The sequence below is a fragment of the Amphritea sp. HPY genome, assembly GCF_050870985.1.
In the GTDB taxonomy this organism is placed as follows: domain Bacteria; phylum Pseudomonadota; class Gammaproteobacteria; order Pseudomonadales; family Balneatricaceae; genus Amphritea.
Genome location: NZ_CP194015.1, coordinates 3074923 through 3099130, shown reverse-complemented (window position 1 = coordinate 3099130; position 24208 = coordinate 3074923). Strand labels below are relative to the sequence as shown.

25 protein-coding genes and 1 pseudogene are annotated in these 24208 nt (G+C 46.5%); 19 read left to right on the top strand and 7 right to left on the bottom strand.

Annotated features, from left to right (window positions below):
• Positions 1 to 41: 41 nt before the first annotated feature.
• On the bottom strand, positions 42 to 539 hold the full coding sequence (locus ACQUQM_RS13760) for a MarR family winged helix-turn-helix transcriptional regulator (RefSeq protein WP_432470470.1): 498 nt from the start codon (positions 537 to 539) through the stop codon (positions 42 to 44).
• A gap of 455 nt (positions 540 to 994) precedes the next feature.
• On the opposite strand from ACQUQM_RS13760, the gene ACQUQM_RS13755 reads away from it, so the two are divergent.
• Both ACQUQM_RS13755 and ACQUQM_RS13750 read left to right on the top strand, forming a co-directional pair.
• Positions 995 to 1309: a 2Fe-2S iron-sulfur cluster-binding protein gene (locus ACQUQM_RS13755; RefSeq protein WP_432470469.1), complete on the top strand. Its 315-nt coding sequence runs from the start codon at positions 995 to 997 to the stop codon at positions 1307 to 1309.
• 491 nt (positions 1310 to 1800) lie between these two features.
• The gene (locus tag ACQUQM_RS13750; protein ID WP_432470468.1) at positions 1801 to 2241 is read left to right on the top strand and encodes a DMT family transporter; all 441 of its coding nucleotides are present in this window, start codon (positions 1801 to 1803) and stop codon (positions 2239 to 2241) included.
• Between the two features lie 630 nt (positions 2242 to 2871).
• Here ACQUQM_RS13750 and ACQUQM_RS13745 read toward each other — a convergent pair.
• Positions 2872 to 3904, bottom strand: a pseudogene (locus ACQUQM_RS13745) (IS110 family transposase).
• Between the two features lie 133 nt (positions 3905 to 4037).
• Here ACQUQM_RS13745 and ACQUQM_RS13740 point away from each other — a divergent pair.
• Positions 4038 to 4670, top strand: coding sequence for a Crp/Fnr family transcriptional regulator (locus tag ACQUQM_RS13740; RefSeq protein ID WP_432470467.1), 633 nt, complete (start codon positions 4038 to 4040; stop codon positions 4668 to 4670).
• 174 nt (positions 4671 to 4844) lie between these two features.
• Here ACQUQM_RS13740 and ACQUQM_RS13735 read toward each other — a convergent pair whose 3' ends face one another.
• Together ACQUQM_RS13735 and ACQUQM_RS13730 are read right to left on the bottom strand one after the other, a co-directional pair.
• A complete protein-coding gene (locus ACQUQM_RS13735) occupies positions 4845 to 5036 on the bottom strand; it encodes a hypothetical protein (protein ID WP_432470466.1) in 192 nt (63 codons plus the stop codon).
• Between the two features lie 556 nt (positions 5037 to 5592).
• Entirely contained in the window at positions 5593 to 6651 is a 1059-nt protein-coding gene (locus ACQUQM_RS13730; protein WP_432470465.1) for a tartrate dehydrogenase, read from the bottom strand.
• Between the two features lie 46 nt (positions 6652 to 6697).
• On the opposite strand from ACQUQM_RS13730, the gene ACQUQM_RS13725 reads away from it, so the two are divergent.
• The 5 genes from ACQUQM_RS13725 (at position 6698) to ACQUQM_RS13705 (ending at position 10233) form a co-directional block, all read left to right on the top strand.
• Complete coding sequence (locus tag ACQUQM_RS13725) at positions 6698 to 7687, top strand: LysR family transcriptional regulator (RefSeq protein WP_432470464.1); 990 nt, start codon at positions 6698 to 6700, stop codon at positions 7685 to 7687.
• 56 nt (positions 7688 to 7743) lie between these two features.
• The gene (locus tag ACQUQM_RS13720; RefSeq protein WP_432470463.1) at positions 7744 to 7881 is read left to right on the top strand and encodes a methyl-accepting chemotaxis protein; all 138 of its coding nucleotides are present in this window, start codon (positions 7744 to 7746) and stop codon (positions 7879 to 7881) included.
• A complete protein-coding gene (locus ACQUQM_RS13715; protein WP_432470462.1) occupies positions 7878 to 8051 on the top strand; it encodes a hypothetical protein in 174 nt (57 codons plus the stop codon). Before ACQUQM_RS13720 ends, ACQUQM_RS13715 begins: the two co-directional genes overlap by 4 nt.
• A 325-nt stretch (positions 8052 to 8376) precedes the next feature.
• Entirely contained in the window at positions 8377 to 9357 is a 981-nt protein-coding gene (locus tag ACQUQM_RS13710) for a GlxA family transcriptional regulator (RefSeq protein ID WP_432470461.1), read from the top strand.
• Positions 9358 to 9579: 222 nt separating this feature from the next.
• Positions 9580 to 10233 carry a TetR family transcriptional regulator C-terminal domain-containing protein gene (locus ACQUQM_RS13705; protein ID WP_432470460.1) on the top strand — a complete coding sequence of 218 codons (654 nt, stop codon included), beginning with the start codon at positions 9580 to 9582 and terminating at the stop codon, positions 10231 to 10233.
• Between the two features lie 279 nt (positions 10234 to 10512).
• On the opposite strand, the gene ACQUQM_RS13700 is transcribed toward ACQUQM_RS13705, so the two are convergent.
• A complete protein-coding gene (locus ACQUQM_RS13700; protein WP_432470459.1) occupies positions 10513 to 10887 on the bottom strand; it encodes a hypothetical protein in 375 nt (124 codons plus the stop codon).
• 24 nt (positions 10888 to 10911) lie between these two features.
• Here ACQUQM_RS13700 and cofH point away from each other — a divergent pair, with 24 nt between their 5' ends.
• From cofH to ACQUQM_RS13645, 11 genes are all read left to right on the top strand, one after another.
• Positions 10912 to 12168 (top strand): 5-amino-6-(D-ribitylamino)uracil--L-tyrosine 4-hydroxyphenyl transferase CofH, encoded by a 1257-nt coding sequence (cofH, locus tag ACQUQM_RS13695; protein WP_432470458.1) that lies wholly within the window; start codon positions 10912 to 10914, stop codon positions 12166 to 12168.
• A complete protein-coding gene (gene cofD, locus ACQUQM_RS13690; RefSeq protein WP_432470457.1) occupies positions 12165 to 13205 on the top strand; it encodes a 2-phospho-L-lactate transferase in 1041 nt (346 codons plus the stop codon). Before cofH ends, cofD begins: the two co-directional genes overlap by 4 nt.
• A gap of 10 nt (positions 13206 to 13215) precedes the next feature.
• Positions 13216 to 13824, top strand: coding sequence for a 2-phospho-L-lactate guanylyltransferase (gene cofC / locus ACQUQM_RS13685; protein ID WP_432470456.1), 609 nt, complete (start codon positions 13216 to 13218; stop codon positions 13822 to 13824).
• 9 nt (positions 13825 to 13833) lie between these two features.
• Entirely contained in the window at positions 13834 to 14619 is a 786-nt protein-coding gene (gene cofE / locus ACQUQM_RS13680) for a coenzyme F420-0:L-glutamate ligase (protein WP_432470455.1), read from the top strand.
• The gene (gene npdG, locus ACQUQM_RS13675; protein WP_432470454.1) at positions 14616 to 15284 is read left to right on the top strand and encodes an NADPH-dependent F420 reductase; all 669 of its coding nucleotides are present in this window, start codon (positions 14616 to 14618) and stop codon (positions 15282 to 15284) included. The genes cofE and npdG overlap by 4 nt, the downstream gene beginning before the upstream one ends.
• 58 nt (positions 15285 to 15342) lie before the next feature.
• On the top strand, positions 15343 to 16347 hold the full coding sequence (locus tag ACQUQM_RS13670; RefSeq protein ID WP_432470453.1) for a TIGR03842 family LLM class F420-dependent oxidoreductase: 1005 nt from the start codon (positions 15343 to 15345) through the stop codon (positions 16345 to 16347).
• Positions 16348 to 16452: 105 nt separating this feature from the next.
• Positions 16453 to 17064 (top strand): GTP cyclohydrolase II, encoded by a 612-nt coding sequence (ribA, locus tag ACQUQM_RS13665; protein WP_432470452.1) that lies wholly within the window; start codon positions 16453 to 16455, stop codon positions 17062 to 17064.
• Between the two features lie 314 nt (positions 17065 to 17378).
• On the top strand, positions 17379 to 18608 hold the full coding sequence (locus tag ACQUQM_RS13660) for a Zn-dependent hydrolase (RefSeq protein WP_432470451.1): 1230 nt from the start codon (positions 17379 to 17381) through the stop codon (positions 18606 to 18608).
• Between the two features lie 148 nt (positions 18609 to 18756).
• Positions 18757 to 19941 carry a Re/Si-specific NAD(P)(+) transhydrogenase subunit alpha gene (locus ACQUQM_RS13655; RefSeq protein WP_432470450.1) on the top strand — a complete coding sequence of 395 codons (1185 nt, stop codon included), beginning with the start codon at positions 18757 to 18759 and terminating at the stop codon, positions 19939 to 19941.
• A complete protein-coding gene (locus tag ACQUQM_RS13650; protein WP_432470449.1) occupies positions 19941 to 20231 on the top strand; it encodes an NAD(P) transhydrogenase subunit alpha in 291 nt (96 codons plus the stop codon). The genes ACQUQM_RS13655 and ACQUQM_RS13650 overlap by 1 nt, the downstream gene beginning before the upstream one ends.
• Positions 20231 to 21631 carry an NAD(P)(+) transhydrogenase (Re/Si-specific) subunit beta gene (locus ACQUQM_RS13645; RefSeq protein WP_432470448.1) on the top strand — a complete coding sequence of 467 codons (1401 nt, stop codon included), beginning with the start codon at positions 20231 to 20233 and terminating at the stop codon, positions 21629 to 21631. The genes ACQUQM_RS13650 and ACQUQM_RS13645 overlap by 1 nt, the downstream gene beginning before the upstream one ends.
• 508 nt (positions 21632 to 22139) lie before the next feature.
• On the opposite strand, the gene ACQUQM_RS13640 is transcribed toward ACQUQM_RS13645, so the two are convergent.
• On the bottom strand, positions 22140 to 22583 hold the full coding sequence (locus ACQUQM_RS13640) for a DMT family transporter (RefSeq protein WP_432470447.1): 444 nt from the start codon (positions 22581 to 22583) through the stop codon (positions 22140 to 22142).
• A 62-nt stretch (positions 22584 to 22645) separates the two neighbouring features.
• Complete coding sequence (gene hydA, locus ACQUQM_RS13635) at positions 22646 to 24088, bottom strand: dihydropyrimidinase (protein WP_432470446.1); 1443 nt, start codon at positions 24086 to 24088, stop codon at positions 22646 to 22648.
• Positions 24089 to 24208: the final 120 nt, after the last annotated feature.

Below are 24208 nucleotides of genomic sequence, written 5' to 3'. Positions count from 1 at the left end.
TGGTGTCATTGTCTTAAGGCCATATATTATTAATATTTATCTCACATATCAATTTTTTTGAGTTTGAAGTCAGTGCGTCCGAGATGATTGTTCTCATTAACAAGGCGAACAAGCAAGTCTAAGAACTGTTCTTGTTCTTGCTCGTTGAGAGGCGCCAGAAGCTTCTGTTGTGTATTCATCATGGCTTGATACATATCAGCCAGAATTTTTCTCCCCTCTGCGGTGAGGTTGACCAGCTTCATTCTGCGGTCATGTTCAGCAGTCTCTCTTACGACTAGCTTTCTTTTTTCAAGGCGCTGTAGAACGTCAGCAACATTGGTTCTGTCAATACCTACTTCACGGGCTAAGGTAATCTGATCAATACCAGGGTTTTCTAATAGGCCTGTTAACACTCCGTATTGTATAGGTGTCAAATTATATTCCGAACATTCCTTAAGGAAGAGGGTTTGGTGGATTTGGTGAGTACGGCGAATCAGAAAGCCGGGGCGTCTCCATAGAGGCATGGGGTTATTGTTTCCTTCGATGTTTGTGTCAGCCACATTGATATCTCTCGTAATCGTTAGTTTTCAGAATCTACATACTGATACTATACAGTAGATTTCCGGTAGTTAACGAAGAAACAGTGTCTAAATGTTCAGGGCTTGTTTTACTAACTAAGTAGAGTAAACAGTGTACTGATTAACTCTCGACTGTCAAATGTCTTTATCTTATAAAGCCCCGGTTTCTGTTCGTTCACCGTGTAGCGGTGCTGTAGCAGAATATCTCTGAGAGTGGATCGGGGTTGGTTGATATTTGAGCATAAAGGGTCATAAGGATGATTTGGTTGAACTGCTTTGTTGGTTGTGGTAGATTCTAAATAAGATCAGTATACTGACTATGTGCGCATGAGCAGATATGTGCTTATAAATACTTGTAATGGATCTTTCTTAGATAACAATTAAATTACTAAGCGTCTCAATATAACGGTAGAGGCGTGAGCTATAGCGGGGCTAACATGAATATTATTATTACTGACAGAAATGGTGCAGATCACCAGCTGGCTGCCGAGGACGGCTGGGGAATCATGGAAATTGTGCGTGAGGCAGGATTGCCGGTTAAAGCTGAATGTGGTGGTTGTTGTGCTTGTGCCACGTGCCATATATATGTTGATGATGAGTGGCTTGGTCGAATTCCTGCGCCAAACGATGAGGAAGCTGATCTTCTGGAGCTGGCTTTCGATGTTCAAGATAACTCGCGCTTAAGTTGTCAGATAAAAATGTCCCCTGATCTTGATGGTTTCAAGGCTTCTTTGGCCCCTGATGGATACTGAGGGTGGGGGTAAAAGAGTCTTAAGAATATCTTTTTGCCTTCATGATGGTCCTTTGATTGGGTGTGCTTCTCACTAAACACGCTAAATTTAAAAGCCTGCCAAACAGCATTATCAACCTGAAGCAATATCTAGGAAGTTATCTTAATTGGTATAGAGCTTCATGTGTGAAAATGGATAGTTCTTCGGTAACAGAAGTGGAGTGAAAGAAAGGGGTCCGTTGATCACATAGTTGCCGTAATACTGATTGAAATAAGCTAATCAGAGAAGCGAATGGTGTTGTAGTTATTAACAGCTCTGTTAGCACTCAGATTACCATCAATCGATCCTTGCATTGAATCACTTAAAGCACTTTTGAGAAGCTGTTAGTAAGTATATTGATTTCACTGCGGGCTATAGAGTGGTCAGTGGGCATGGGAGTTGTTAGTAGGTTACTTAGGATATCGAAGAAGTTTGTCGGGTAAACATTACGTGTATTTATTTAAAGGGTGGTTATGAATTGGGGGTTATTATCAATTGCGATGGCCGTTGGTGCTTTATTGCCCATCCAGGGGGCTCTTAATGCTCGTTTAGGAGTCGCCCTAACTCATCCTATGCAAGCAACATTGGTTTCGTATCTTGGCGGATCAATTGCCTGTATAAGCGTATTGTTGTTTGTTCAGGCTAGTTTGCCCGATTGGAAGCGTATCGCGGGAGTTGACTGGTATTTATATAGTGGCGGTTTTTTAGGTGTGTTTTTTGTTAGCGGTATGCTTTATCTGATGCCGAAAATTGGTGTAGCTAACATGCTGGCGGCAGCAATTGTCGGTCAGTTATTAATGTCTTTAATTTTCGACCATTTTGGTTTTTTCGGTGCTTTGGTTGTTGAGGTCACGCCGTCTAGAATCTTGGGTATGATCTTGTTATTGGTGGGGCTTTATTTTATTCAACGTTAGGTTTACTTCGTTAGTAGAATCCTTATAAGCAAGAATTAAGAAAGGTTATATTATTGAGCAGGAAATGATGATTATTAGTAGTTGATCGGCCTTGTTAATAACTATGAAAATGTTAGATGAGGAAGCTGTGAACAAGTCTATTAGGCTTCTGGTTATCCGAACGATTAGAGGTTAAGGCTTCGCATCCAAGCGGCACGCTAATTACAGGCATACTGATTGTATGCCGAAAATCGTTAACGAATAGATCTGAAAGCCACCGGGCGGTTCTAGAACGGCTCTCTACAGTGTCAGGCTGTGTGAAAAGGTCTAGACATTTTTATGGACTGCCTTTCGTGCATTTTGACGCTCAATATCCTGTATAGAACATAAGTGACTTATTCGCCTGTTTGTATGGACTCCCCCGGTTTGGCAAGAGTTTAATGGCTGACATTTCCGGTTTAACTGCTCGCTTGTATCCGCTCTCTTTAGTGAGCTACTTTTTAGCTCGGACCCTGATGGAGATCCGCCCGCCAGCTCCTCATTTCCCTACCGGCCTTAAAGGCCCACTGCGAACTCAGGTTTTGCTGACGTCGGTTCAACCTGTTATGCCATCATACTATTCTCGTTGCAATTACCTTCAACTCGTTCTAATTAGGCCCTTACCAATTGATATTCGGTACCTTTCGATAACATTGCCCATAAAATTCGAGCATGCTTGGCTGCCAACGCGACTGCCGCTTTGTTAAATCCGCGTCGCTCCCTAACCGCTTTAACCCACAGACTTTTGCGATCATCCTTCTGCTCCAGGTAGCGCATCACCGTTCGTGCACCGTGTATCAGCAGTGTTCTCAGGTAGACATCGCCGCGCTTGGTAATCCGGCCATGTCGTGCTTTTCCTCCAGATGACCATTGCCGGGGAACCAGCCCCAGCCAGGCGGCAAACTGTCGACCGTTTTTAAACTGTTTGATATTACCCACTGTTGCGACCAGAGCCGTTGCGGTTAAAGGACCAATGCCTTCCAGCTGCATCAGGCGTTTTGTTTCTTCCTGGTCCTTAGCCAAGGCTTCGATCTTGCGGTCGTAGCCCAGAATGAACTGATCCAGATCACACAGGCGCGCATACTGATCGGCAAAGACTTCTCGGGCCAGATACGGTAATGCATTCTCAGCATCCTCCTAAATACTCGGAAGCTGAGAACGAACCTGACTATGCCCTTGCGGCAGCACGATCCCGTATTCCGTCAGAAATCCTCTAACCTGATTAACCAATGCAGTTCGCTCTCCAATCAGCAGGGAGCGGGCTCGATGCACGGTCAAAATAGCTTGCTGCTCCTCGTTTTTGACCGGGACAAATCGCATGTTTGTACGGCCTGCAGCTTCACAGATTGCTTCGGCATCATTACGGTCATTCTTGCTGCCTTTGCGATACGGTGCGACAAACTGAGGGCCACCATACGCACCCATGACCTGGTTTACTCAGCTTACGTGCCCAGTAGTGAGCGCCACCACAACTTTCAATTTCAACAATACAGGGCTCCAATTGACAGAAGAACTCCAGGACTTTATTTCGTTTGAGGGTATTGCTTTGAACTTCTTTACCCTGAGCATCAACCCCAAATACTTCAATAATATTCTTTGCTAAATTCAAGCCGATTCCATAATGTTCATGTGGACTCCCTCTCATTGATTAGTCGTATACTTCTAATCTGGCACATAGATGCCGATAGGAGGAGTCCATCCCATTTCCCTAAGGAAACTGCGAATAAGTTTCTAAAAGTGGCATAACCCGCATCACTACATTCAGTCAGGGAGCGGCAATGGAACACCACTTCAGCTTTGCCGATAGCGATCGGTCTTCGGTCGTCTACGTTCTAGTGCCGCCATATCTTCAAGACTTACTTTCTATCCTATACTTACCACTACGACAGTCCGTGCTGGATTGCGCTTCGATCCGGGAGCTGGAAATGCGTACCTTGATAGGCAGCCAATTGATAGAAGAGTTTGGAATTAGCTACTTCAAGGAGTGTTCGACGCTTGGTGCTGTATCAGAAAAGGCGATAAAGTATCTGCTTGATGAGGGAAAAGTCCTACAGTTGGAAAAAGGTGATTTTTTATTTGAGTATGGAGACCGTTGCGACTGTTTCTATGTTGTTTTGAAAGGTGCTATACCATTCTTCAAATATCACGAGGGGAGAAGTACGTATATTCGAGACTACGTGTTTGGAGAAGAAATTGGATTTGTTGCGATGATTGGGCTTCACGACCGGACAGGCAGTGCGAAAGCTGGTCAAGATAGCATTGTTCTTGAGGTATCCAGTACACTGTTTTATGAACTCCACGAAATATTCCCAATCGATTTTGGGTTGCTGCTGCTTAATCTAGCCAGGGAAATGTCCAGAGTTATCCGGATTATTAGCAACAAGCTGGTTGACTACGATATACGAAATTAAATAAATAGTTCTATCAGCTGATAGGATTGAAATTGTCCTATCCTATTTCATGATTTTCTATACTTAGATATTCGTGCGAGGCTGGAATTTTAAGATAGAAAATTGTGTTCAGATTTATTTTGTTATCGTTTATAAAAAAACCACTTATAAAGTGGTTTTTTTTATGTTTGCATATTACTGTGTATAGAGATCTTCATCCCACATGAATTTGTGAGGATTAACAGTCTTTTTCTTTTCATCTACAACTATAACCTTTCCGTTCTGTTCAGCTGTATTGTGCCCTAGCTGCATAAGACCAGCTTGTGTCTGGATAGGTGCTATGAGTGCGGTTGCTATAAATATACTTGGAATAGTGAGAGTTTTCATGATTGGCCTCGCTGTTCATTAATCATAATTTTACTCTACTATTAGAAAGTGAAACCTAACTGAAAAAAAACATTAGTATACCTATTAAGATTATTTTCATGGCGACTATATTCTAGTCTGTTGAGAGTTTATGCAGGATATAATGATAAGAGTGAATCATGGCTAAACGTATTACTTAACTCAATAAGATCGAAACTTCGTGCGAATTGGTTAAAATATTTAGCTTTAGAAAAGCAGGAGCGCTTGTTCTGTTTGCAGCTGTAACCTTGGGCTTTTGATTCGAGATGACATACCCTCCTCCTTAACTAGCTAGTTAAGGGGAGGGTATGTCAGTAAGCTATTCCCTAAGTATCTTAAAGCCCAAAGAGCCACTCTGAACGGCTTATGTTGTACTAAGTGGGTTCTTTCTACGGTTTGATGTTTACCGGGCTGAGTAGTGCAGCTCAATGTTATATCGATCCAGAGAACTATCGGACTTGTTTTTTGTGAAAAAATAAGCACCCTCCCCCTGTATTTTTTTTCGGTGAGATCCTTTTGAACTTAGTATTTATGAAGGTCAGATAGCGTCAATAATTGCTTGGCCTAGTTCTCGTGTACTGGCTTTGCCGCCCATGTCTCGAGTTAGATTATGTTTTTCTCTCAAGACAACTTCAATTGCACTCATCATAGTGTCGTGCACCTGTTGGTGGCCTAAGTGCTGCATCATCATTGCACCAGACCAGATGGCACCGATAGGATTGGCAATGCCTCGCCCCGCAATGTCGGGGGCTGAGCCGTGTACCGGTTCAAACATTGAGGGGAAATCACCTTCTGGGCATATGTTTGCTGAAGGGGCGATCGCGATGGTGCCGGTACAAGCCGGACCTAGGTCGGAAAGGATATCACCAAACAGGTTTGAGCCTACAACAACATCGAAATGCTCGGGCATCAGAACGAAGTTAGCGGTAAGTATATCTATGTGGTACTGATCAACTTTTACGTCGGGATAGGCGTTACTTATCTCGGCTACACGGCTGTCCCAAAATGGCATAGAGTGGATAATCCCGTTGGATTTTGTAGCTGAGCTAAGATGTTTAGCTGATCTGCTTTGGGCTAGATCGAAAGCATATTTCAGAATTCGATCAGTACCCCTGCGGGTGAAAATGCTTTGCTGAGAAACTATCTCATGCTCAGTACCTTCGTACTGGATACCGCCTATAGCAGAATATTCCCCCTCAACATTTTCACGAACTACATAGAAATCAATGTCGCCTGGTTTTTTATTGGCGAGCGGGCAGGGAACGCCTTCAAATAACCTGACGGGACGTAAGTTGACGTACTGATCGAAGGCACGCCTGATAGGGATAAGCAGTCCCCAGAGAGAGGTATGATCTGGCACCCCTGGGAAGCCAACGGCACCAAGATAGATTGCGGAGAATTTACTTAGCTGGTCTATTCCATCTTCAGGCATCATACGACCAGTTCTATGGTAAGTCTCACATGACCAGTCAAATTCAGTCCAGTTATAATTAATACCATGTTTTCGTCCAGCAGCTTCCAGAGCCTGGATTCCTTCAGGGATTACTTCTTTTCCGATACCATCTCCGGGGATGACTGCAATATTAACTGAAACCATATTCGAGGCCCTTATATTGTGGTGAATGGATTTTCAAAATGTATGATTGTTTCTATTTTACAAAAACACGTTGCGTGTTTATATTGCTTTATTGTTGATTTATAGAATACATATCGTGAAGAAGCTACCGCCGCTAGAAGACATACGAGTCTTTATAACTGCTGCTCGCCTGGGCAGCTTTACTGCTACCTCTGATCTTTTAGGTGTATCTCCTGCCTACGTCAGTAAACGGATCGCTTTACTTGAGAAAAACCTCAATATCAGATTGTTTTTAAGATCGGCTCGTCATATGAGTTTGACGCTGGAGGGCAAGATTGCCTTTAACTGGGGGCAGCGGATGCTTGAAAACATGGATCAGATGAATGCTGAAATCAGTCAGGATAAACTGATTCCAAAAGGGGTATTACGTATTGCCAGTAGTACTGGTTTTGGCAGTCAGTGTATTGCTCCGTTGGTGTCTCAACTGGTTTTTGAATATCCTGAATTACAAGTCGATCTGGAGCTGCTTGACCGTCCGATAGACCCCGTTTCTGAAGGGTTCGATTTGGAGATTAGAGTAGGTGGTGCATTGCCGCAACATTTGATTGCACGCAAACTTGCATCTAACTACCGACTGCTTTGCGCGGCGCCAGACTATCTGAAACAACAGGGCGTACCGCAACGGCCTGACGATCTGGTGGAGCACCACTGTATCGGCATTCGAGAACGTGATCAGGGCTATGGTCTTTGGCGACTCGAGGGCCCACAAGGAGTGGAGTCAGTTAAGCCCGGTACGGTTTTATCAACTAATAATGGTGATGTTGCCCGGCAGTGGTGTTTAAACGGTCATGGCATCCTATTGCGCTCAGTTTGGAATGTTGAAGAACTTTTACATAAGGGGGTATTGATGCATGTGTTGCCTGAATACCGGCAGAGGGCGGATATCTATGCAGTCTATCCGTCCAGGTTAGAAACATCTGCCAAGTTGAGAGTATGTGTCAGCTACCTGGAGGCTCAGCTGAGAGGGGGTGAAAATATATTAGGGTCAGCTAATTGAATTTAATTAGATTGTAATATTACGATCTAAGCTTGTATCCAGAGTTATTACATCCTGTGGAAAAGGCTGCATTCAACGCTGCGATCGAAGCAGTAGGGGCTAAGGATACGGGGCGAGGATTTGCGGTTATTGCCGATGAAGTTCGTACACTTACAAGCTGCATCAGGCGTCAATCACCGAGATTGAGGCCATGATTAATAAATTGCACAACCGGGTAGAGCAGGCGAGCAGCGCCCTGCATAACATCTCGGAGAAGATTAATTCAGTAAGCGATATGAATACTCAAATCACCATCGTCACCGAAGAGCTGAGTGCCGTGGCCGAAGAAATCAAGAGAAACGCTACCAATATTCTTTTTACTTGACCGTAGATTCCTTGTGTTTACAACTGTGATGTTTAGGAAGTAGACAAAGGAAGTCGCGAGGTAATTGAAATACATTCACATAGTCAGTATGCTGATTATTGGTGTCTTGTTGGTGAGATAAGGTGGAAACTGTGAATCGAGTAAAATTGGCCACGACTCAGTGGCAGCAAGAAACGCCCGAGTTGGATCTTTAACTAATGGCGGTAGTTTGCCGTCAGGGGTGTGCACGCGAGTGATTGCCCGAGATTATCTAGATCCTTTTTTTAAAGCTACGGACTGCAGCATGGTGAATTCAATTTTTTGGCCACTCTGCTTATGAGAACATATGAAACCTCAGCAACAGCCCCTTCGTTTCGGTTTTTTATTAATGCCGAAGTATTCGATGATCGCTTTCACCAATTCCGTTGAGCCGCTTCGAATGGCCAATAGGCTAAGCGAAAAAAAGCTGTATGAATGGTTGGTCATCACTATGGACGGGGATCCTATAGCAGCCAGCAATGGGCTGATGATCGCACCCAACCACTCCATTGATGATGCCACTCAACTGGACATCCTCTTCGTCTGCTCTGGTGTGGACGCATCAGGTTGTTTTTCAAAAATGCTGCAAAAGTACCTGTGCAGTCTGGAGCGTAAGAGGGTCAAACTCGGCGGCCTCTGCTCAGGAGCATATCTACTCGCCCGTTCTGGTCTGTTGGATGGCTATAGCTGCACAATCCACTGGGAAAATCTTGCAAGCATGCGTGAGGAATTCCCAAAGCTCCAGGTGAGCGACGAACTCTACGAAGTTGACCGTGACCGTTATACTTGTGCAGGCGGTAGTGCCGCCTTAGATATGATGCTGAGGATAATCACCGATACCCACAGCGGCAAGCTCTCAGCCAATATATCTGAACAGTTCATGTGCGACCGGATCCGTGGCAAAAACGATCACCAGCGTACGCCGCTGAAGCTACAATTGGGCACGGGTCAACCGAAGTTAATAGAAGTGGTTTCCCTGATGGAAGCAAACATAGAGGAACCCATGAGTGTCGATGAGCTCTCCCAACTGGTAGGTGTTTCCCGACGCCAGCTGGAACGTCTGTTTCAGAAATACCTGCAATGCGTTCCCACCCGGTATTACATGGAGCTACGACTCAACTGCGCTCGTCGGCTCTTGCTTCAGACCGACAAATCTGTGGTTGATGTCTCCTTGGCCTGCGGTTTTGTTTCTGCACCACACTTCAGCAAGTGCTACCGAGACTACTTCGGGCTTCCTCCTCGGGACGAGCGGCGGTTAATAGAGAGTCCCAAAACCACGACAGCCTAAAAATTGCAGAGTCTAGGAGCTGAACCCCAGATGAAGTTTACAGGGGGACCTATCAGGCGCAAGTATGTCTGATAACTGTCAATTCAGTTAAAAGTACAGAGAGGAAGGTACTTTAATGATTAATATTGGTGCGCCTAAAGCGTGAGTAATTGTTATAATAATATAGTTACCATATGGTAAAATATTGGGCGTATAGAAAGTTTACTTGTGGATTAAAATATAATGCCAAATTCATTGGATGAAGCAGTGATAAAGAAACCTCGTCGGCGCTCTCGTATCAGAGAGGAGCATGAAGCAACAATTCTTCGTGCAGCTGAGGACATTTTTTCCCGGAATGGCTATAACGGAACTGCTGTCGAGACTATCGCCGAAAAGGCAGGTATGTCGAAGCAAAATTTACTCTATTACTTTTCTTCAAAAGAAGTACTTTATCATCGGTTGCTGGAGAACATTCTTGGTTTGTGGGTTGAAAAGATGGTGCTCCTGACGCAGGAGGGCGAGGACCCGGCTGAAATGCTCCGTAACTATATCCGAGGTAAGGTTGAGCTGTCCCGAAGCAACCCGAACGCATCGAAGGTATTTGCGATAGAGATTATCAACGGCGCTCCTTTTCTAAAAGAGCACCTGAAATCTCACGTTCTGCCGGCACTGGAAGAAGATGTGCGGTTGGTGAAAGGTTGGATAAAAGAAGGCAAGCTGGATCCTATCGACCCATATCATCTGTTTTTCCTGATCTGGTCATCAACCCAGACTTATGCTGACTTTTCTTCTCAGGTACAGCTGTCACTGGGTAAGGATGAATTGGAGCAGGAAGATTTTCAAGCTGCTACCGATTTTCTTACTCATGTCATTATTAAAGGTATTGGCTTGAAGTAAGCCCTTAAAGAGCAAGGCTATGGATGGATAAAATATGCATCCAATAGCCTTGTACCTCCGTTTTTGAGTTTTATCTCCGGCTACACACCCCAGTATCTGCTTGTTACATCCTCCCCTGATTATTCAAAAAACCTCTGAAGCCTGACAATTTCAAACAGACTTCGACTGTTCAGAGTTCTCTTCTATTAGCGTTTTTTGATCTGATTCGCCCCTGGCTACACCAGCTTGCAGTTAGGTTTTTCATAGGGCTTTCTCTTTAAATCGTTTAGAAACAATTGATTAACCTGTTCTATCGACAGATTTATTGACGTTGTCTAGTTGCTTTGTTTTTTTTCTTGACCATTTGGTAAGTATTGGTCTAGTATTTATTTTACCGTTTGGTAAAAAGTTTGTTGGTACAAACCTTATATCGAGAATAAAAATAAATACGGAGACTGGGTTTGATGGGCATAAAGCTAGAACGGCTTCATCAGCTACCGGAGATTGCAGCAGCAGGCGAGCAAGAGAAAGCCTGTAAGAGAACGGAAGAGACCGCTGCATTCTCTGAATATCACTTCGTAATTGATCGCTATTCCCTACCGGTTTGTTCAACACCGTTGCGGCAGATTTGCTGCAGTGCCTTTGTAGAAAGCCAAGTCTTTTTTTATATGGCATCGAAACAAGGTTAAGGAAAGAATTATGAATGCTCCGAGTGTATTAAGTCTGGATAGTGAAAAATCAGAAAAACAATCACTGATTAACCTGTTTTCCGGTATCGAAAAACGTATCGGTGAAATTCTCAGTCGTGCCCTGAATGGTCAGGAGTTGGAAGAAAGCGATGCGATCGCATTGTTCAATACCGAAGGTGACGAGTTGGATGCCTTGGTGGCAACAGCGGACTACCTACGTCAGAAAGCTACAGGTAATGAAGCCAGTTTTGTTATCACCCGCAATATTAATTTCACCAACGTCTGCTATATGGGCTGTAAGTTTTGTGGTTTTGCTAAGCGTAAAGATGATGCGCAGGCCGAGCTTCTGGATCTGGAAGAGATTGCTAACAGGGCGGAGGAAGCATGGCATAAAGGTGCGACAGAGGTTTGTATTCAGGGTGGGCTGCATCCGGATATTAAGGGCAGTCATTACCGGGACATTCTAAAAGCGATTAAAAAGCGGGTTCCTGAAATTCACATCCACGCTTTCTCACCCTTCGAAATCTGGTTTGGTGCACTTAAGAGTAAAGTGTCCGTAGCTGAGTTTATTCAGGACCTGATCGATCACGGCCTGGGTTCAATGCCAGGTACTGCCGCTGAAATTCTGGATGTAGAAATTCGTAAGCAGCTTACCAAAGATAAGCTCACGACAGAGCAGTGGGTTGAAATTATTACCACCGCTCATGAGCTGGGTCTGCCGACCACAGCAACTATTATGTATGGCCACATCGATGAGCCTAAGCATTGGGCTGCGCACCTGAATACGATCCGCAAGATACAGAAGCAAACCGGTGGCTTTACTGAGTTTGTCCCCCTGGGTTTTGTTCATTATGAATCCCCGTTGTATATCAACACACCTAATGTCAGGCCTGGTCCGACTGCTGAAGAAAATATCCGCATGCATGCCGTATCCCGTCTGATGCTAAATGGCTGGATCGATAATATTCAGGCGTCATGGGTCAAGCTGGGGCCTGAATATGCTCAGCAGATGCTCAGGTCCGGCGCGAATGACCTGGGCGGAACCCTGATGAATGAAAGCATCTCCAGAGCTGCCGGTGGTAAGCATGGTCAGGAGATTGTGCCTAAGGACATGATTCGGATGATTTCCGCTGCGGGCAGGGATCCTGTGCGCAGAAATACCCTGTATGGCGTCGTTGAGCGTTTCGATGATTACGCTGCATCAGGTGTGACTTCAGAAAGCCAGTCGGGCTTCCAGCTGATTGCAACCAGCGGGGTATTCGCATGAACAATTCATCAGATATTAAAGTCCTGCTGCTTTCTGGTGGCGTAGGCGGTGCAAAAATGGCTGAAGGCTTTGCTAATAGTCGCCACGCAGAGAGCTTCAAGATTATTGGCAACGTGGCGGATGATCAGGAATTCCACGGGCTCTGGGTTTCTCCGGATATCGATACCCTGACCTACACTCTGGCCGGTGAGATTGATAAAGAGAAGGGTTGGGGGCTGAAGAATGAAAGTAATCAGGTCCTCAACAATCTTAACAAACTGGGTGCAGATACCTGGATGTATCTGGGTGATAAAGATTTTGCTACCCATATATTCAGGACCGGATTAAGGCAGCAGGGTGTAAGGCCAACAGACATAGCCTCCAGGATTGCCGGATCATACGGCGTAGAAGTTCCTATTTTATTGCCTACGGATGATTGCATTCAAACCCAGGTAAAAACTGAAGATGGCTGGATCGCTTTTCAGGATTACTTTGTTAAATGGTCATGTTTACCGGAAGTGATCGATGTCCGGGTCAGTGGTATTGAACAGGCTTCAGCTACCCGGGAAACCCTGGCAGCCATCGCTGAGGCCGATGTCATTGTTATAGCGCCGAGCAATCCGGTTGTCAGTATCAATCCTATTCTGTCAGTGCCGGGTATATCGGAAGCGCTTGCACAAAGTGCCGCTTTCAAGGTTGCTGTATCACCTATTATTGCTGGCGAGACGGTTAAGGGGCCAGCAGACCGGATGATGCAGGCTCTTGGATATCGCAGTGATGTTTCAGGAGTGGCCGATTTTTACCATGGTGTAATCGATGCCCTGATAATTGATCAGTTAGATCGTACTTTTGTGCCGCAACTGGCGGAAAAAGTTAATCATGTTTTAGCTACCGATACCCTGATGGTGACGCGGGCTAATAAGGTACGCCTTTCTGAAACGATTATTCATTTATATGAGGCTGCCTGCAAAGACAGTATGGATGCTGACTCTGATAACAGAGTTAAAAAATATGATAAGGGAAGTCAGTCCGATTATTTATTAAATTCTGTAGCTTAGGGGTGAATAAATGAAAACCTGTATTGTCATTCCTATGAAGAGCCCTGAGCGATCTAAGCAGCGACTTGCAAAGGTTTTAAGCCGAAATCAGCGCAAAAACCTAGCTGTTTTTCTTTTTGAACAAAATGTTCAGTTCTTTAAAGATACTTATCCGGAACATGATTTGTTAGTTGTAACAGAATCTACCCGAATTAAATCTATTGCTGAATCTTTAGGGGCGGAGGTTTTACTTGAAGATAAGCTGTCTGGCCTTAACGCTGCGGTCAGTTCTGCCACTGAATTTAATGTACAGCGCAACTTCGATTCACAGCTGATAGTGCCTGGTGATATCGAAAAGCTGGACGCTCATGAGCTGGACTGTTTATTGAGTTATCCACGCAGTAAGCGTTCGGTCATAGTGTGCCCATCATATGATGGAGGCAGCAACGCTCTGCTGACATCACCACCGGACGCTATTCCGTTCAGCTATGGTCCAAACTCCAGCCAGGTCCATCTGCTAACCGCTTTTGAGCTCGGTTTGCAGACTAAAAGGTTATACCTGGAACGTCTCTCTTTTGATGTGGATCGTCCCGAAGATCTGCAAAAAATTGATATTACTTTTGATAAAAAAACGGCATAAGAGGTTTTTATGAATAACCTGAGTTGTTCTGACGTAATAATTAAAGCCTTGCCAGGTATTCCTGATATTAAACCTGGTGATGATCTTTCAGAAAACATAATGGCCGCCCTGGATAAAAATAATATGTGCCTCGATGATGGCGATATTATCGTTATTGCCCATAAGGTCGTTTCAAAATCAGAAGGTCAGATAGTAAACCTTAATGATATAAACCCTTCGGCAGAAGCAATTGAGCTGTCTGAGAAATTAGAAAAAGACCCCCGCAAAGTTGAAGTTGTTTTATCAGAGTCCACAAGAGTAGTCCGGGCCTCTAAACGACCTGAACAGGTTGAAGGCACCATTATTGCCGAACATCGACTGGGATTTATCTGCGCCAATGCAGCGGTAGATGAATCTAATGTTGATGAGCCCGGAAATGTAATCCTGTTGCCGAAAGACCCTGATGCCAGTGCCCGAAACATTTGTCGGGACTTAGAAGAGGCTAGTGGAAAAACGCTCGGCGTCATTATTACCGATACCTTTGGACGCCCCTGGCGGATGGGATTGGTCAATGTCGCAATCGGTCTGGCTAATGTACCCAGTAAAGTTGATCTGGCGGGTGAGAAAGATGCATACGGGCGAGTACTGTCTGTGACCGTACCAGCCCTGGCGGATGAGATTGCGGCGGCGTCCGGTTTATTGATGAGTAAAGACGGCAAAATGCCGGTTTTGATTTTTAAAGGCGTCGACTGGGAAAGGAGTGAAAGCTCCGCTCTCGATCTTGTACGACCACAACAAGAGGATCTATTCAGATGAAAATTGCTATTTTGGGTGGCACTGGACCACAAGGTAAAGGGCTGGCGCTTCGTTTTGCCGCTGCCGGTGTTGATGTGGCGCTTGGTTCACGTGACGGTGCACGCGCTGCAGAAATCGCAGTCGAATTGAATGCGTTGCAACCGGGTATCTCCGGTGTTATCAGCGGTGCAGATAATGCTGCTGCGACCGCCGCGGCTGATGAGATTGTGATTCTGGCTGTGCCTTTCTCTGCTCACAATGCCACCCTCGAAGCCATTAAGGGTGAGCTGTCTGACAAAATTCTGGTCGATATCGTTGTGCCACTGGCTGACGGTGATCCTAAGGCTGTGGATATGCCAGCTGAAGGTTCAGCAACTGAAGCTGCTCAGGCTCTGCTGGGTGATGAAATTCCGGTTGTTGGAGCGCTGCACAATGTGTCAGCCGCGACGCTGAATAAGCTGGATCATGCCATTAACTGCGACATTCTGGTGTGTGGTAATAACCTTGCAGCGAAAGAGAAGGTCATGGACCTGATCTCAAGCCTGGATGTGAAGGCATATAACGCTGGCCCTGCGGTTAATGCCCGCTGCATAGAAGCGATTACCCCGATTTTGATTCGTCTGAATATTTCCAAGAAGGTTCCGTTCTCCCACGCCGGTGTGAAGATCTGGGCGCCTGATCATTAAGAGTTACCTATAAAAGCTACACAAAAAAAACAATACAGTCCTGACTAGGAGAATAATTATGGATTTCGGTATTACATTTAAAGGTTTTATCAGCCCTGAGCGCGCGCGTAACCTGGCAAAACAGGCAGAAGACGCCGGCTTTACACACTGCTGGTTCTACGACTCCCATGTACTGTGGCGTGAGTCTTATCCTGCTATGGCTATGTGTATGGAGCATACCTCTAAGATCAGCTTCGGCCCATGTGTAACTCATCCTAATGCCCGTGACTGGTCACAGGCCGCCAGCCTGTTTGGCAGCATGGCACTGCAGAGTAATGGTCGTTTTCATGTCGGTCTGGGCCGTGGTGATAGTGGTGTCCGGGTGTTGGGTAAAAAGCCGGCTAACCTGGCGCGGGTTGCTGAATTTACCACCAAAGTTAAGGCGATGGTTCGCGGTGAAGAGGTGCAGTATGGCGATTGTCCGGCACCGGTTAAATTCCCATGGGCTGAAGGCTATGAGCTGCCTGTATATATCGGTGCTTATGGTCCTAAAGCATTGAAAACCGCCGGTGAGGTTGGTGATGGTGTAGTACTCCAGATCGGTTCGCCAGCGCTGGTTCAGTGGTTTAAAGATCAGGCGATCGTAGCGGGTAAGGAAGCTGGCCGTGATATGAGTAACTATCAGGTAATCGCTTCTGCTCCGGCTTACTTTGGTACTAAAGAGCGCTGCCTTGAAGCGACTAAGTGGTTCCCTGCGATGGTCGGTAATCATGTTGCAGATATCGTTGAAAAGTACGGCGACGACAGTGGCCTTGTGCCAGAAAGTCTGACCTCTTATATCAAAAACCGTCAGGGTTATGATTACTCGAAGCATGGCCAGAGTGATAACCCGTTCCTGGATTTTATCACTGAAGATATTGTTGATGAGTTCTGTGTTCTGGGTACTGTTGATGACCATATCTCTAAGCTGAAGCAGCTGGAAGAGGCAGGTACCACTCAATTCAATATCTATCTGGATAACGGAGATGAGGAAAATATCGTAGAAAAATACGGTAAGCACATCATCCCTAAATTTACCAAGTAAGGTTTGAGCTAAGTACCGTACCACCGTCCGAGCCGGCGGTACGGTACTGACTTTTTTATCAGGGATCAGGGGAACAATATCAGAGCTGACTGCAAAGAGGTCGTTATGTGTACTGAAACCAAATTATCAGGTTATTCTCAATCTGTCACCGTGCCTATGCCAACAGAGTATGGCGAGTTTAGCATGACGGTATTTACCGATCAGGATGACGCTAAAGAACATATTTTGCTGGTGATGGGAGACCCCTCGGAAGACTTCGCTCCGATTGTAAGAATCCACTCTGAGTGCGCCACAGGGGATCTGTTTGGTTCCCAGCGTTGCGACTGTGGTGAGCAGCTTGAACAGTCATTACAAGTCATCAGCGAAGCTGGCTGCGGAATCTTAATCTATCTGCGTCAGGAAGGTCGTGGTATCGGCCTGAGTAATAAGCTTAAAGCTTACCGGTTACAGGATCAGGGGCTCGATACGGTCGACGCGAATCTGGAACTGGGTTTACCCGTTGATGGCCGTAGTTACACTATCGCAGCTAGCATGTTGAAATCGTTAGATATCAGCAGGGTTCAGTTGTTAACTAATAACCCGGAAAAAGTACAAGGGCTCCAGGAGCTGGGGATCTTAGTTACTCAGAGGTTACCTATTCAGGTGGCTTATAAAGCTCAGAATCTGGGCTACATGAAAACCAAACAGCGAAAGCTGGGTCATCTGGTCAGTCTCTGATTCTGGCTTGTTTGTAATAGGGTAAGTGATCACTTATCTGAATCTTATCTGTTCATAGTTCGTCAGTATTAAGTTATGCGTTTTTATTAATATCTAATATGCAAAACTGACTTTTCCCTTCGATAAAAACGCTATCTAACAGGCTTTATTTATATTTTATTCATATAACTATTTGAATTTATGGGGAATGTCCTCTATATAAAAATATTTGACCAAGTGGTAAAAATAGTCTAACTTTTACCGTGTGGTAAATATTCGGTAGTCCTGTATTGCCAGGGGCATAGCCAAGACAACAAGAAAGGAGCTATTCAGCGATGAAAAACATAACAACAAATAAGCTGCGCCTTTGGGACAGTTTGATGGAAATGGGAGAGATCGGTGGTACCGAAAAGGGGGGATGCTGTCGTCTCGCTCTGACTGATCTGGATAAACAGGCCCGGGATCTGTTCGTATCCTGGTGTGAGGATGCAGGTTGTACCGTTCGTGTTGATAAAATGGGTAATGTCTTCGCCCGCCGTCCTGGTAAGAATAATGATCTGCCACCTGTCGTTATGGGCAGTCACATTGATACTCAGCCTACCGGTGGTAAGTTTGATGGTGTTTATGGTGTGCTGGCAGGCCTTGAAGTTATCCGTACCCTGAATGACCACAATATTGAAACGGACCACCCCGTTGAGGCTTCTATCTGGACCAATGAAGAGGGATCCCGTTTTGCTCCGGCAATGGTTGCTTCAGGCGTATTTGCAGGTGTTTTTGATCTGGAATATGGCCTGAGCAGGGCTGATCTGGATGGTAAAACCATGGGTGAGGAACTGCAGCGTATCGGTTATGCCGGTGAGCATGACTTAGGCAGTCCGGTAAAAGCGTTCTTTGAAGCGCATATTGAGCAGGGACCTATTCTTGAAGAAGAGGAAACTACGATCGGCGTAGTAACAGATGCTCAGGGTCAGCGTTGGTATGAAGTTACTCTGACCGGCCAGGAAGCACATGCCGGTCCGACCCCAATGCTGCGTCGTAAAGATGCGCTGCTGGGTGCGGCTCAGATCATTGATGAAGTGAATCAGATCGGCTTAACTAATCAGCCTAATGCCTGTTCAACTGTCGGCCTGATGCAGGTGTTCCCGAACTCCCGTAATGTGATCCCGGGTGAAGTATTCTTTACCATTGATTTCCGCCATCCGGATGATGCAGTACTGTCTAAGATGGATCAACAGCTACGCGAAGTGAGCGCAAAAATTGCTGATGAGCAGGGCCTGGAAATGAAGTTTGAAGAGATCTGGTACTCGCCACCAGTACCATTTGATACAGGTTGCGTTGAATCCGTACGTCAGGCTGCTGTTGATGCTGGCTACAGTCACCGTGACATCGTCAGTGGTGCTGGCCATGATGCCTGCTATATCTCTCGTGTAGCCCCAACAGGCATGGTGTTTGTGCCATGTGAGAATGGTATCAGCCACAATGAGGCAGAGAATGCCTCACCGGAAGATCTTAATGCCGGTTGTAATGTCCTGGTTCAGGCGGTCTTGAATCAAGCCTGTAACTAAAAAAGTTTATCTCTGAATATAAATCTAAAAAAAACTAATTCCGGTCCCGGATAGGTAATTCAATCAGTAGCAAAGCCTGTGCGTGTTTTTCACGCGCACAGGCCTTCTATTGCCTGATGAAAGTGGAACGGTTTTGGGGAGTATAAATATGAAAATAGGTATCCCAAAGGAAAGTCCGGTTAATGAAGCCCGGGTTGCGCTTACCCCGCAAAATGTCATGGATCTGTCAAACCGGGGCGTTAGCTTTGTTGTGGAATGCGGAGCGGGTAACGCTGCGGGTTTCAGCGATGAGAGTTATGTTGACGCAGGCGCTGAACTGTCCGAAAGCTGTGAATATATTTATCAGGTCTCGGATATTGTACTGCAGGTAAATTTAGCCGGTGCCGCTTTTGAGCAAGCTGCAGCATTTGCCAAACAAGGTCAGCTACTTATAGGCCTTATGGATCCGCTGGGCAAAGCGGATAAGTTCGCTCTGATGGCTGATAAAGGCGTCACCACTGTTGCGATGGAACTTATTCCACGCATTAGCCGGGCGCAGAGTATGGATGTTCTTTCATCTATGGCTACGATTGCGGGTTATAAAGCAGTGGTTGTCGCTGCCAGTGCGTCGGAACGGATCTATCCAATGATGATGACTGCGGCAGGTAACCTTAGCCCAGCCAGGGTTTTCATCATGGGCGCTGGTGTTGCCGGGTTACAGGCTGCGGCAACTGCCAAGCGTATGGGAGCAGTGGTTGAAGCATATGATGTCCGACCGGCAGCGCGGGATCAGATTATCTCTGTTGGCGCTAAGCCTGTAGAGCTGGAGCTGGAGGCTGAAACAACTGAAGATCAGGGCGGCTATGCTAAGCAACAGGGTGAAGATTTTCTGCGCCGCCAGCGTGAACTGATGGGCGATGTGCTTTCCGAACAGGATATTGTGATAACCACTGCAGCTATTCCCGGTGCTAAATCCCCGGTCCTGATCACAGCTGAGATGGTTAAAAAGATGAAGCCGGGATCAATTATTGTTGATCTCGCATCGGAGCGCGGCGGCAACTGCGAGCTGACGCAGCATGACCAGATCGTAACCGAAAACGGCATCACCATCATGGGACCGGATAATATTGCTTCGACCGTAGCCCATCACGCCAGCCAGATGTTTGGTAATAATATCGAAAACTTCCTCAAACTCATCCTTGATGAACAGGGCGCTATCGGACTTGATTTCAACGATCAGATCATCGAAGAGGCGGTGGTTACCCATGACTCAGAAATTGTTAATCAGCGTATCAGAGAGAAACTCAACCTGAGTCCGATGATGAAACAACCGTTAATCGAGGAGGTCGCGTAATGGAATCCTTTGTAATTTTACTGTCGCTGTTTGCCCTGGCGGTGTTCCTGGGGGTAGAGCTGATCACTAAAGTTCCGCCAACCCTGCATACGCCACTCATGTCGGGAAGTAATGCTATTTCAGGTATCACTATTGTCGGTGCAATTATCGCCACCGGAGCTGATAGTGAGGCAGGTCTTGTAGTTCAGGTGCTGGGCTTTATAGCTATTGTGTTTGCAACGATTAATGTCGTGGCCGGTTTTATGGTAACCAATAGAATGCTGATTATGTTTAAGCGGAGGGGCCGGTAATGAACAGTATGATTATCAATATCTTTTATCTGGTTGCAGCGCTTCTGTTTGTGCTTGGTATCAAAGGCCTGACCCGTCCGAAAACGGCGGTTAAGGGTAACAGAATGGCTGCCGTCGGTATGCTGGTGGCAATAGTTGTTACGCTGCTGGATAAGCAGGTGATCAATTATGAACTGGTCGGCATCGGCTTACTTATCGGTGCAGCCATCGGGGTAATCATGGCGACCAGGGTGCAGATGACCTCTATGCCGCAGATGGTTGCGATTCTTAATGGTCTGGGTGGTGGTGCCTCTCTGGGGGTAGCTGCTGCCAGTTATTTCACCGTTATGGGCTCAGGGTTGTCTGGCGCGACACTGATTATCGCCAATAGCTCTATTATGCTGGCGGTGCTGATCGGTACCGTTACTTTCTCCGGCAGCGCCGTGGCGTTCGGTAAATTGCAGGAGATATTACCGGGCCAGGCTATCGGCTTCAGTGGTATGAAGTTTGTCAATCTGGCACTGCTGGTTGGCGCACTTATAACCTCCTTTTTTCTGGTGACAGGTGCTGCAGACGTGACTACTTTTGCACTGTTGATCGGATTGGCTCTGGTGCTGGGGGTGACTCTGGTGATGCCGATCGGTGGCGCAGATATGCCGGTTGTTATTGCCTTGCTTAACTCATACTCGGGTATAGCTGCAGCGGCTGCGGGCTTTATCATGGGCAATAATGTGCTGATTGTCTCCGGTGCTCTGGTCGGTGCTTCCGGTATTATCCTGACCCAGATTATGTGTGTTGCGATGAATCGTTCTTTACTGAACGTCCTGTTCGGCAAAATGGCAGAAGCGGGTGCCGATACCATAGATGCCGATGAGGTTTATAAGGGTAAGGTCAAGTCTTCCAACGCGGATGAAGTCAGCATGATGCTTGAAGGTGCTGAGCGAGTGGTTATTGTACCGGGGTTTGGCCTGGCAATGGCGCAAGCGCAACATGCGGTACGTGAATTGGCGGATACCCTTGAAAGCCGGGGAGTCACAGTTGAATTTGCTATTCACCCTGTCGCTGGTCGTATGCCCGGGCATATGAATGTTTTGCTGGCTGAGGCTGAGGTTGATTACGACTCAATGAAAACCATGGAGCAATCAAATCCTAATTTCAGTAAAACAGATGTGGCTATCGTTATCGGTGCTAACGACGTAACAAACCCTATGGCCAGGGAAGACAAAGGTTGCCCTATCTATGGTATGCCGATTCTTAATGTTGATCAGGCGCAGAACGTTGTTATTGTAAAACGCAGCCTGAGTCCCGGCTTTGCTGGTCTGCCAAATCCTCTGTTTGCTAAGGACAATGCGGTAATGCTGTTCGGTGATGGTAAACAGGCCATCATGGACCTGACTGCAGCGCTGCACGAAGCAGCCTGACCTGTTCGTTTGTTAAAGCCCGGTTGCCATTATGGCAGGCCGGGCTTTTTTATACCTACCTCACTATGTTTCAGACAGCTTACCTGGTTTTGTAATATCTACTTCTACTTCTACTTCTACTTCTACTTCTACTTCTACTTCTACTTCTGTTTCTGTTTCTGTTTCTACATCTACATCTACATCTACATCTGCATCTGCATCTGCATCTGCATCTGCAGTCGGCTAGATGATGTATAGCTACTGCAAAAGTCTGTCGTCAGCTGTTCAACGGGTGTTTCATCGTTGCATAGAAAACTGGTAACAGCGCTTTCAGAGCGTCAGCTTGTCCCGATCAGCATAATAGATGTGGGTCTGACCCTGTGAAAGAAGGTGCCGGATACTGCTATCAGGCTAGTGTCTGATTCTGTAGAGGGGGTATCAGCGAGAGTGTGTAGTTTGCGCCCTCTGGGCGGGCGCAGATCATTATATTAAGAAAGGAGAGGAGGCTTAAACCAGCCCCTGGTTCAGCTCAGAAACGGTGGGTTAAAAACGCGCCTAAACCGACCAGTCCGATACCGGCTATGCGGGTCAGGCTTGTCTCGGAAGCCTCGTAGCCTGCCAGCCCGAAGTGGTCCAGAGCAACCGCTGTCAGTAGTTGCCCTGCAATCACCAGAGCGATCAGTGTCGATGCCCCCAGTTTCGGGGCAAAAATAGCCATAGCAGTAACAAAAAATGCCCCCAGAAGACCGCCAGCCCAGGCCCATACAGGCGCCTCTTTAAGTTGAAGAATGCTGGGTGTGGTTGTTCTGAGCGCTAAATTTACAGCGATCAGTAACATGCAGCCAATCATAAACGAGATAGCCGAAGCCCAGAGGGTGCTGCCGCTGAAGCGGGCCAGGTGTGAATTGATACCCGCCTGCAGGGGAAGCATCGCCCCGGCAAGCAAAACGATGCAAATACTTATCATAACCATGTCAGCTTACCTCAAATAAAAAAGGGGCCTATGGCCCCTTATGTCAGATTTTTTTAAAGCGGTTAGCTTCTTTTAACCGGCTTGGGTGCGTTCAGCTCTGCCTGTTTATTCAGGGCATCGAATACCGGATTAAAAGCGGGGCGGTTAATATACTGGCCAGCGCCCTGTTCCACATTCAACTGGCCATTGGCCCAGACAACTTTGCCCCGGCTGATGGTATGGGATGGAATACCAGTTACTGTTTTACCTTCAAAGATATTGAAATCGACGTTCTGGTGGTGGGTTTTAGCTGAGATGGTGCGTTTGCCTTGCGGATCCCAGACCACCAGGTCGGCATCTGCGCCAATGGAAACGGAACCTTTCTGTGGGTAGATATTAAAGATCTTAGCCGCATTGGTTGAAGTTGCAGCCACAAATTCGTTCATGGTCAGCCTACCGGTATTAACACCTTCATCCCACAGCACGGCCATGCGATCTTCAACGCCGGCGGTACCATTTGGAATTTGCGTGAAATTATCTTTGCCGGCAGCTTTCTGATCAGCACAGAAAGCGCAGTGATCGGTAGCTGTGGTATGAAGGTTGCCGCCCTGGAGTCCTTTCCATAGGGCATTTTGATGTTCTTTCGAACGGAATGGCGGGCTCATAACGTGGGCTGCTGAAAATTCAAAGCTTTCATTACGGTAGACGCTGTCATCGATAACCAGGTGCCCGGCAAGACATTCACCATACACCCGCTGACCTTCATTACGGGCCCGGGTTATCGCATCGAGTGATTCTTTGCAGGATACATGGACAATATAAATAGGCACGTCCATGACCTGGGCGATCTGAATAGCCCGGTTGGCAGCTTCACCTTCCACCACTGGCGGACGTGACAAGGGATGGCCTTCAGGGCCGGTAATGCCTTTACTGAGCAGTTCCTGTTGCAGTTGGAAAACCAGTTCTCCGTTCTCTGCATGTACTGTTGGAATAGCGCCCAGCTCCATACAGCGGCGGAAACTTTTTACCAGGGTTTCATCGTCGGCCATGATGGCATTTTTATATGCCATAAAGTGCTTGAAACTGTTTACACCATATTCTTTAACCAGGGTTTCCATATCGGCGTGAACCGATTCGTCCCACCAGGTTACGGCAACATGGAAGCTGTAATCGGATGCAGATTTTTCGGCCCAGCCGCGCCACTTTTCATAGGCTTCCAGCAGTGATTCCTGCGGTGCGGGGATTACGAAATCGATAATTGTTGTGTTACCACCCGCCAGGCCAGCAGCGGTACCTGTGAAGAAATCATCTGAGGCAACGGTACCCATAAATGGTAGCTGCATATGGGTATGCGGATCGATACCGCCGGGCATTACGTACTGACCAGATGCATCCACCACTTCGGCGTTTGCAGGGACATCAAGATCAGGACCGATGGCGACTATTTTGCCATCTTCACAATAGATATCAGCAGCAAAAGTCTGATCGGCGTTTACGATATTACCGTTTCGGATAACAATGGACATAGTCATGACTCCTTAAGAAAAGCTTTTCCGGTATTAGCAGGTGTTAGTGAATCTGATTTTTCGGGCAAGCAGAGGAAATAGGGAAGCGAAGCCCCTGCATCAGAGCAGGGGCTTAGGGCG

Bases quoted from the DNA above. Each gene is read 5' to 3' on its own strand.
- npdG (WP_432470454.1), top strand. From the start codon at position 14,616: ATGAAAATTGCTATTTTGGGTGGCACTGGACCACAAGGTAAAGGGCTG.
- ACQUQM_RS13660 (WP_432470451.1), top strand. From the start codon at position 17,379: ATGAAAAACATAACAACAAATAAGCTGCGCCTTTGGGACAGTTTGATG.
- ACQUQM_RS13755 (WP_432470469.1), top strand. From the start codon at position 995: ATGAATATTATTATTACTGACAGAAATGGTGCAGATCACCAGCTGGCT.
- ACQUQM_RS13740 (WP_432470467.1), top strand. From the start codon at position 4,038: ATGGAACACCACTTCAGCTTTGCCGATAGCGATCGGTCTTCGGTCGTC.
- ACQUQM_RS13735 (WP_432470466.1), bottom strand. From the start codon at position 5,036: ATGAAAACTCTCACTATTCCAAGTATATTTATAGCAACCGCACTCATA.
- ACQUQM_RS13650 (WP_432470449.1), top strand. From the start codon at position 19,941: ATGGAATCCTTTGTAATTTTACTGTCGCTGTTTGCCCTGGCGGTGTTC.
- ACQUQM_RS13750 (WP_432470468.1), top strand. From the start codon at position 1,801: ATGAATTGGGGGTTATTATCAATTGCGATGGCCGTTGGTGCTTTATTG.
- ACQUQM_RS13705 (WP_432470460.1), top strand. From the start codon at position 9,580: ATGCCAAATTCATTGGATGAAGCAGTGATAAAGAAACCTCGTCGGCGC.
- cofD (WP_432470457.1), top strand. From the start codon at position 12,165: ATGAACAATTCATCAGATATTAAAGTCCTGCTGCTTTCTGGTGGCGTA.
- cofC (WP_432470456.1), top strand. From the start codon at position 13,216: ATGAAAACCTGTATTGTCATTCCTATGAAGAGCCCTGAGCGATCTAAG.
- ACQUQM_RS13645 (WP_432470448.1), top strand. From the start codon at position 20,231: ATGAACAGTATGATTATCAATATCTTTTATCTGGTTGCAGCGCTTCTG.
- hydA (WP_432470446.1), bottom strand. From the start codon at position 24,088: ATGTCCATTGTTATCCGAAACGGTAATATCGTAAACGCCGATCAGACT.
- ACQUQM_RS13670 (WP_432470453.1), top strand. From the start codon at position 15,343: ATGGATTTCGGTATTACATTTAAAGGTTTTATCAGCCCTGAGCGCGCG.
- ACQUQM_RS13710 (WP_432470461.1), top strand. From the start codon at position 8,377: ATGAAACCTCAGCAACAGCCCCTTCGTTTCGGTTTTTTATTAATGCCG.
- ACQUQM_RS13715 (WP_432470462.1), top strand. From the start codon at position 7,878: ATGATTAATAAATTGCACAACCGGGTAGAGCAGGCGAGCAGCGCCCTG.
- ACQUQM_RS13655 (WP_432470450.1), top strand. From the start codon at position 18,757: ATGAAAATAGGTATCCCAAAGGAAAGTCCGGTTAATGAAGCCCGGGTT.
- cofH (WP_432470458.1), top strand. From the start codon at position 10,912: ATGAATGCTCCGAGTGTATTAAGTCTGGATAGTGAAAAATCAGAAAAA.
- ACQUQM_RS13640 (WP_432470447.1), bottom strand. From the start codon at position 22,583: ATGGTTATGATAAGTATTTGCATCGTTTTGCTTGCCGGGGCGATGCTT.
- ACQUQM_RS13700 (WP_432470459.1), bottom strand. From the start codon at position 10,887: ATGCCATATAAAAAAAGACTTGGCTTTCTACAAAGGCACTGCAGCAAA.
- cofE (WP_432470455.1), top strand. From the start codon at position 13,834: ATGAATAACCTGAGTTGTTCTGACGTAATAATTAAAGCCTTGCCAGGT.
- ACQUQM_RS13730 (WP_432470465.1), bottom strand. From the start codon at position 6,651: ATGGTTTCAGTTAATATTGCAGTCATCCCCGGAGATGGTATCGGAAAA.
- ribA (WP_432470452.1), top strand. From the start codon at position 16,453: ATGTGTACTGAAACCAAATTATCAGGTTATTCTCAATCTGTCACCGTG.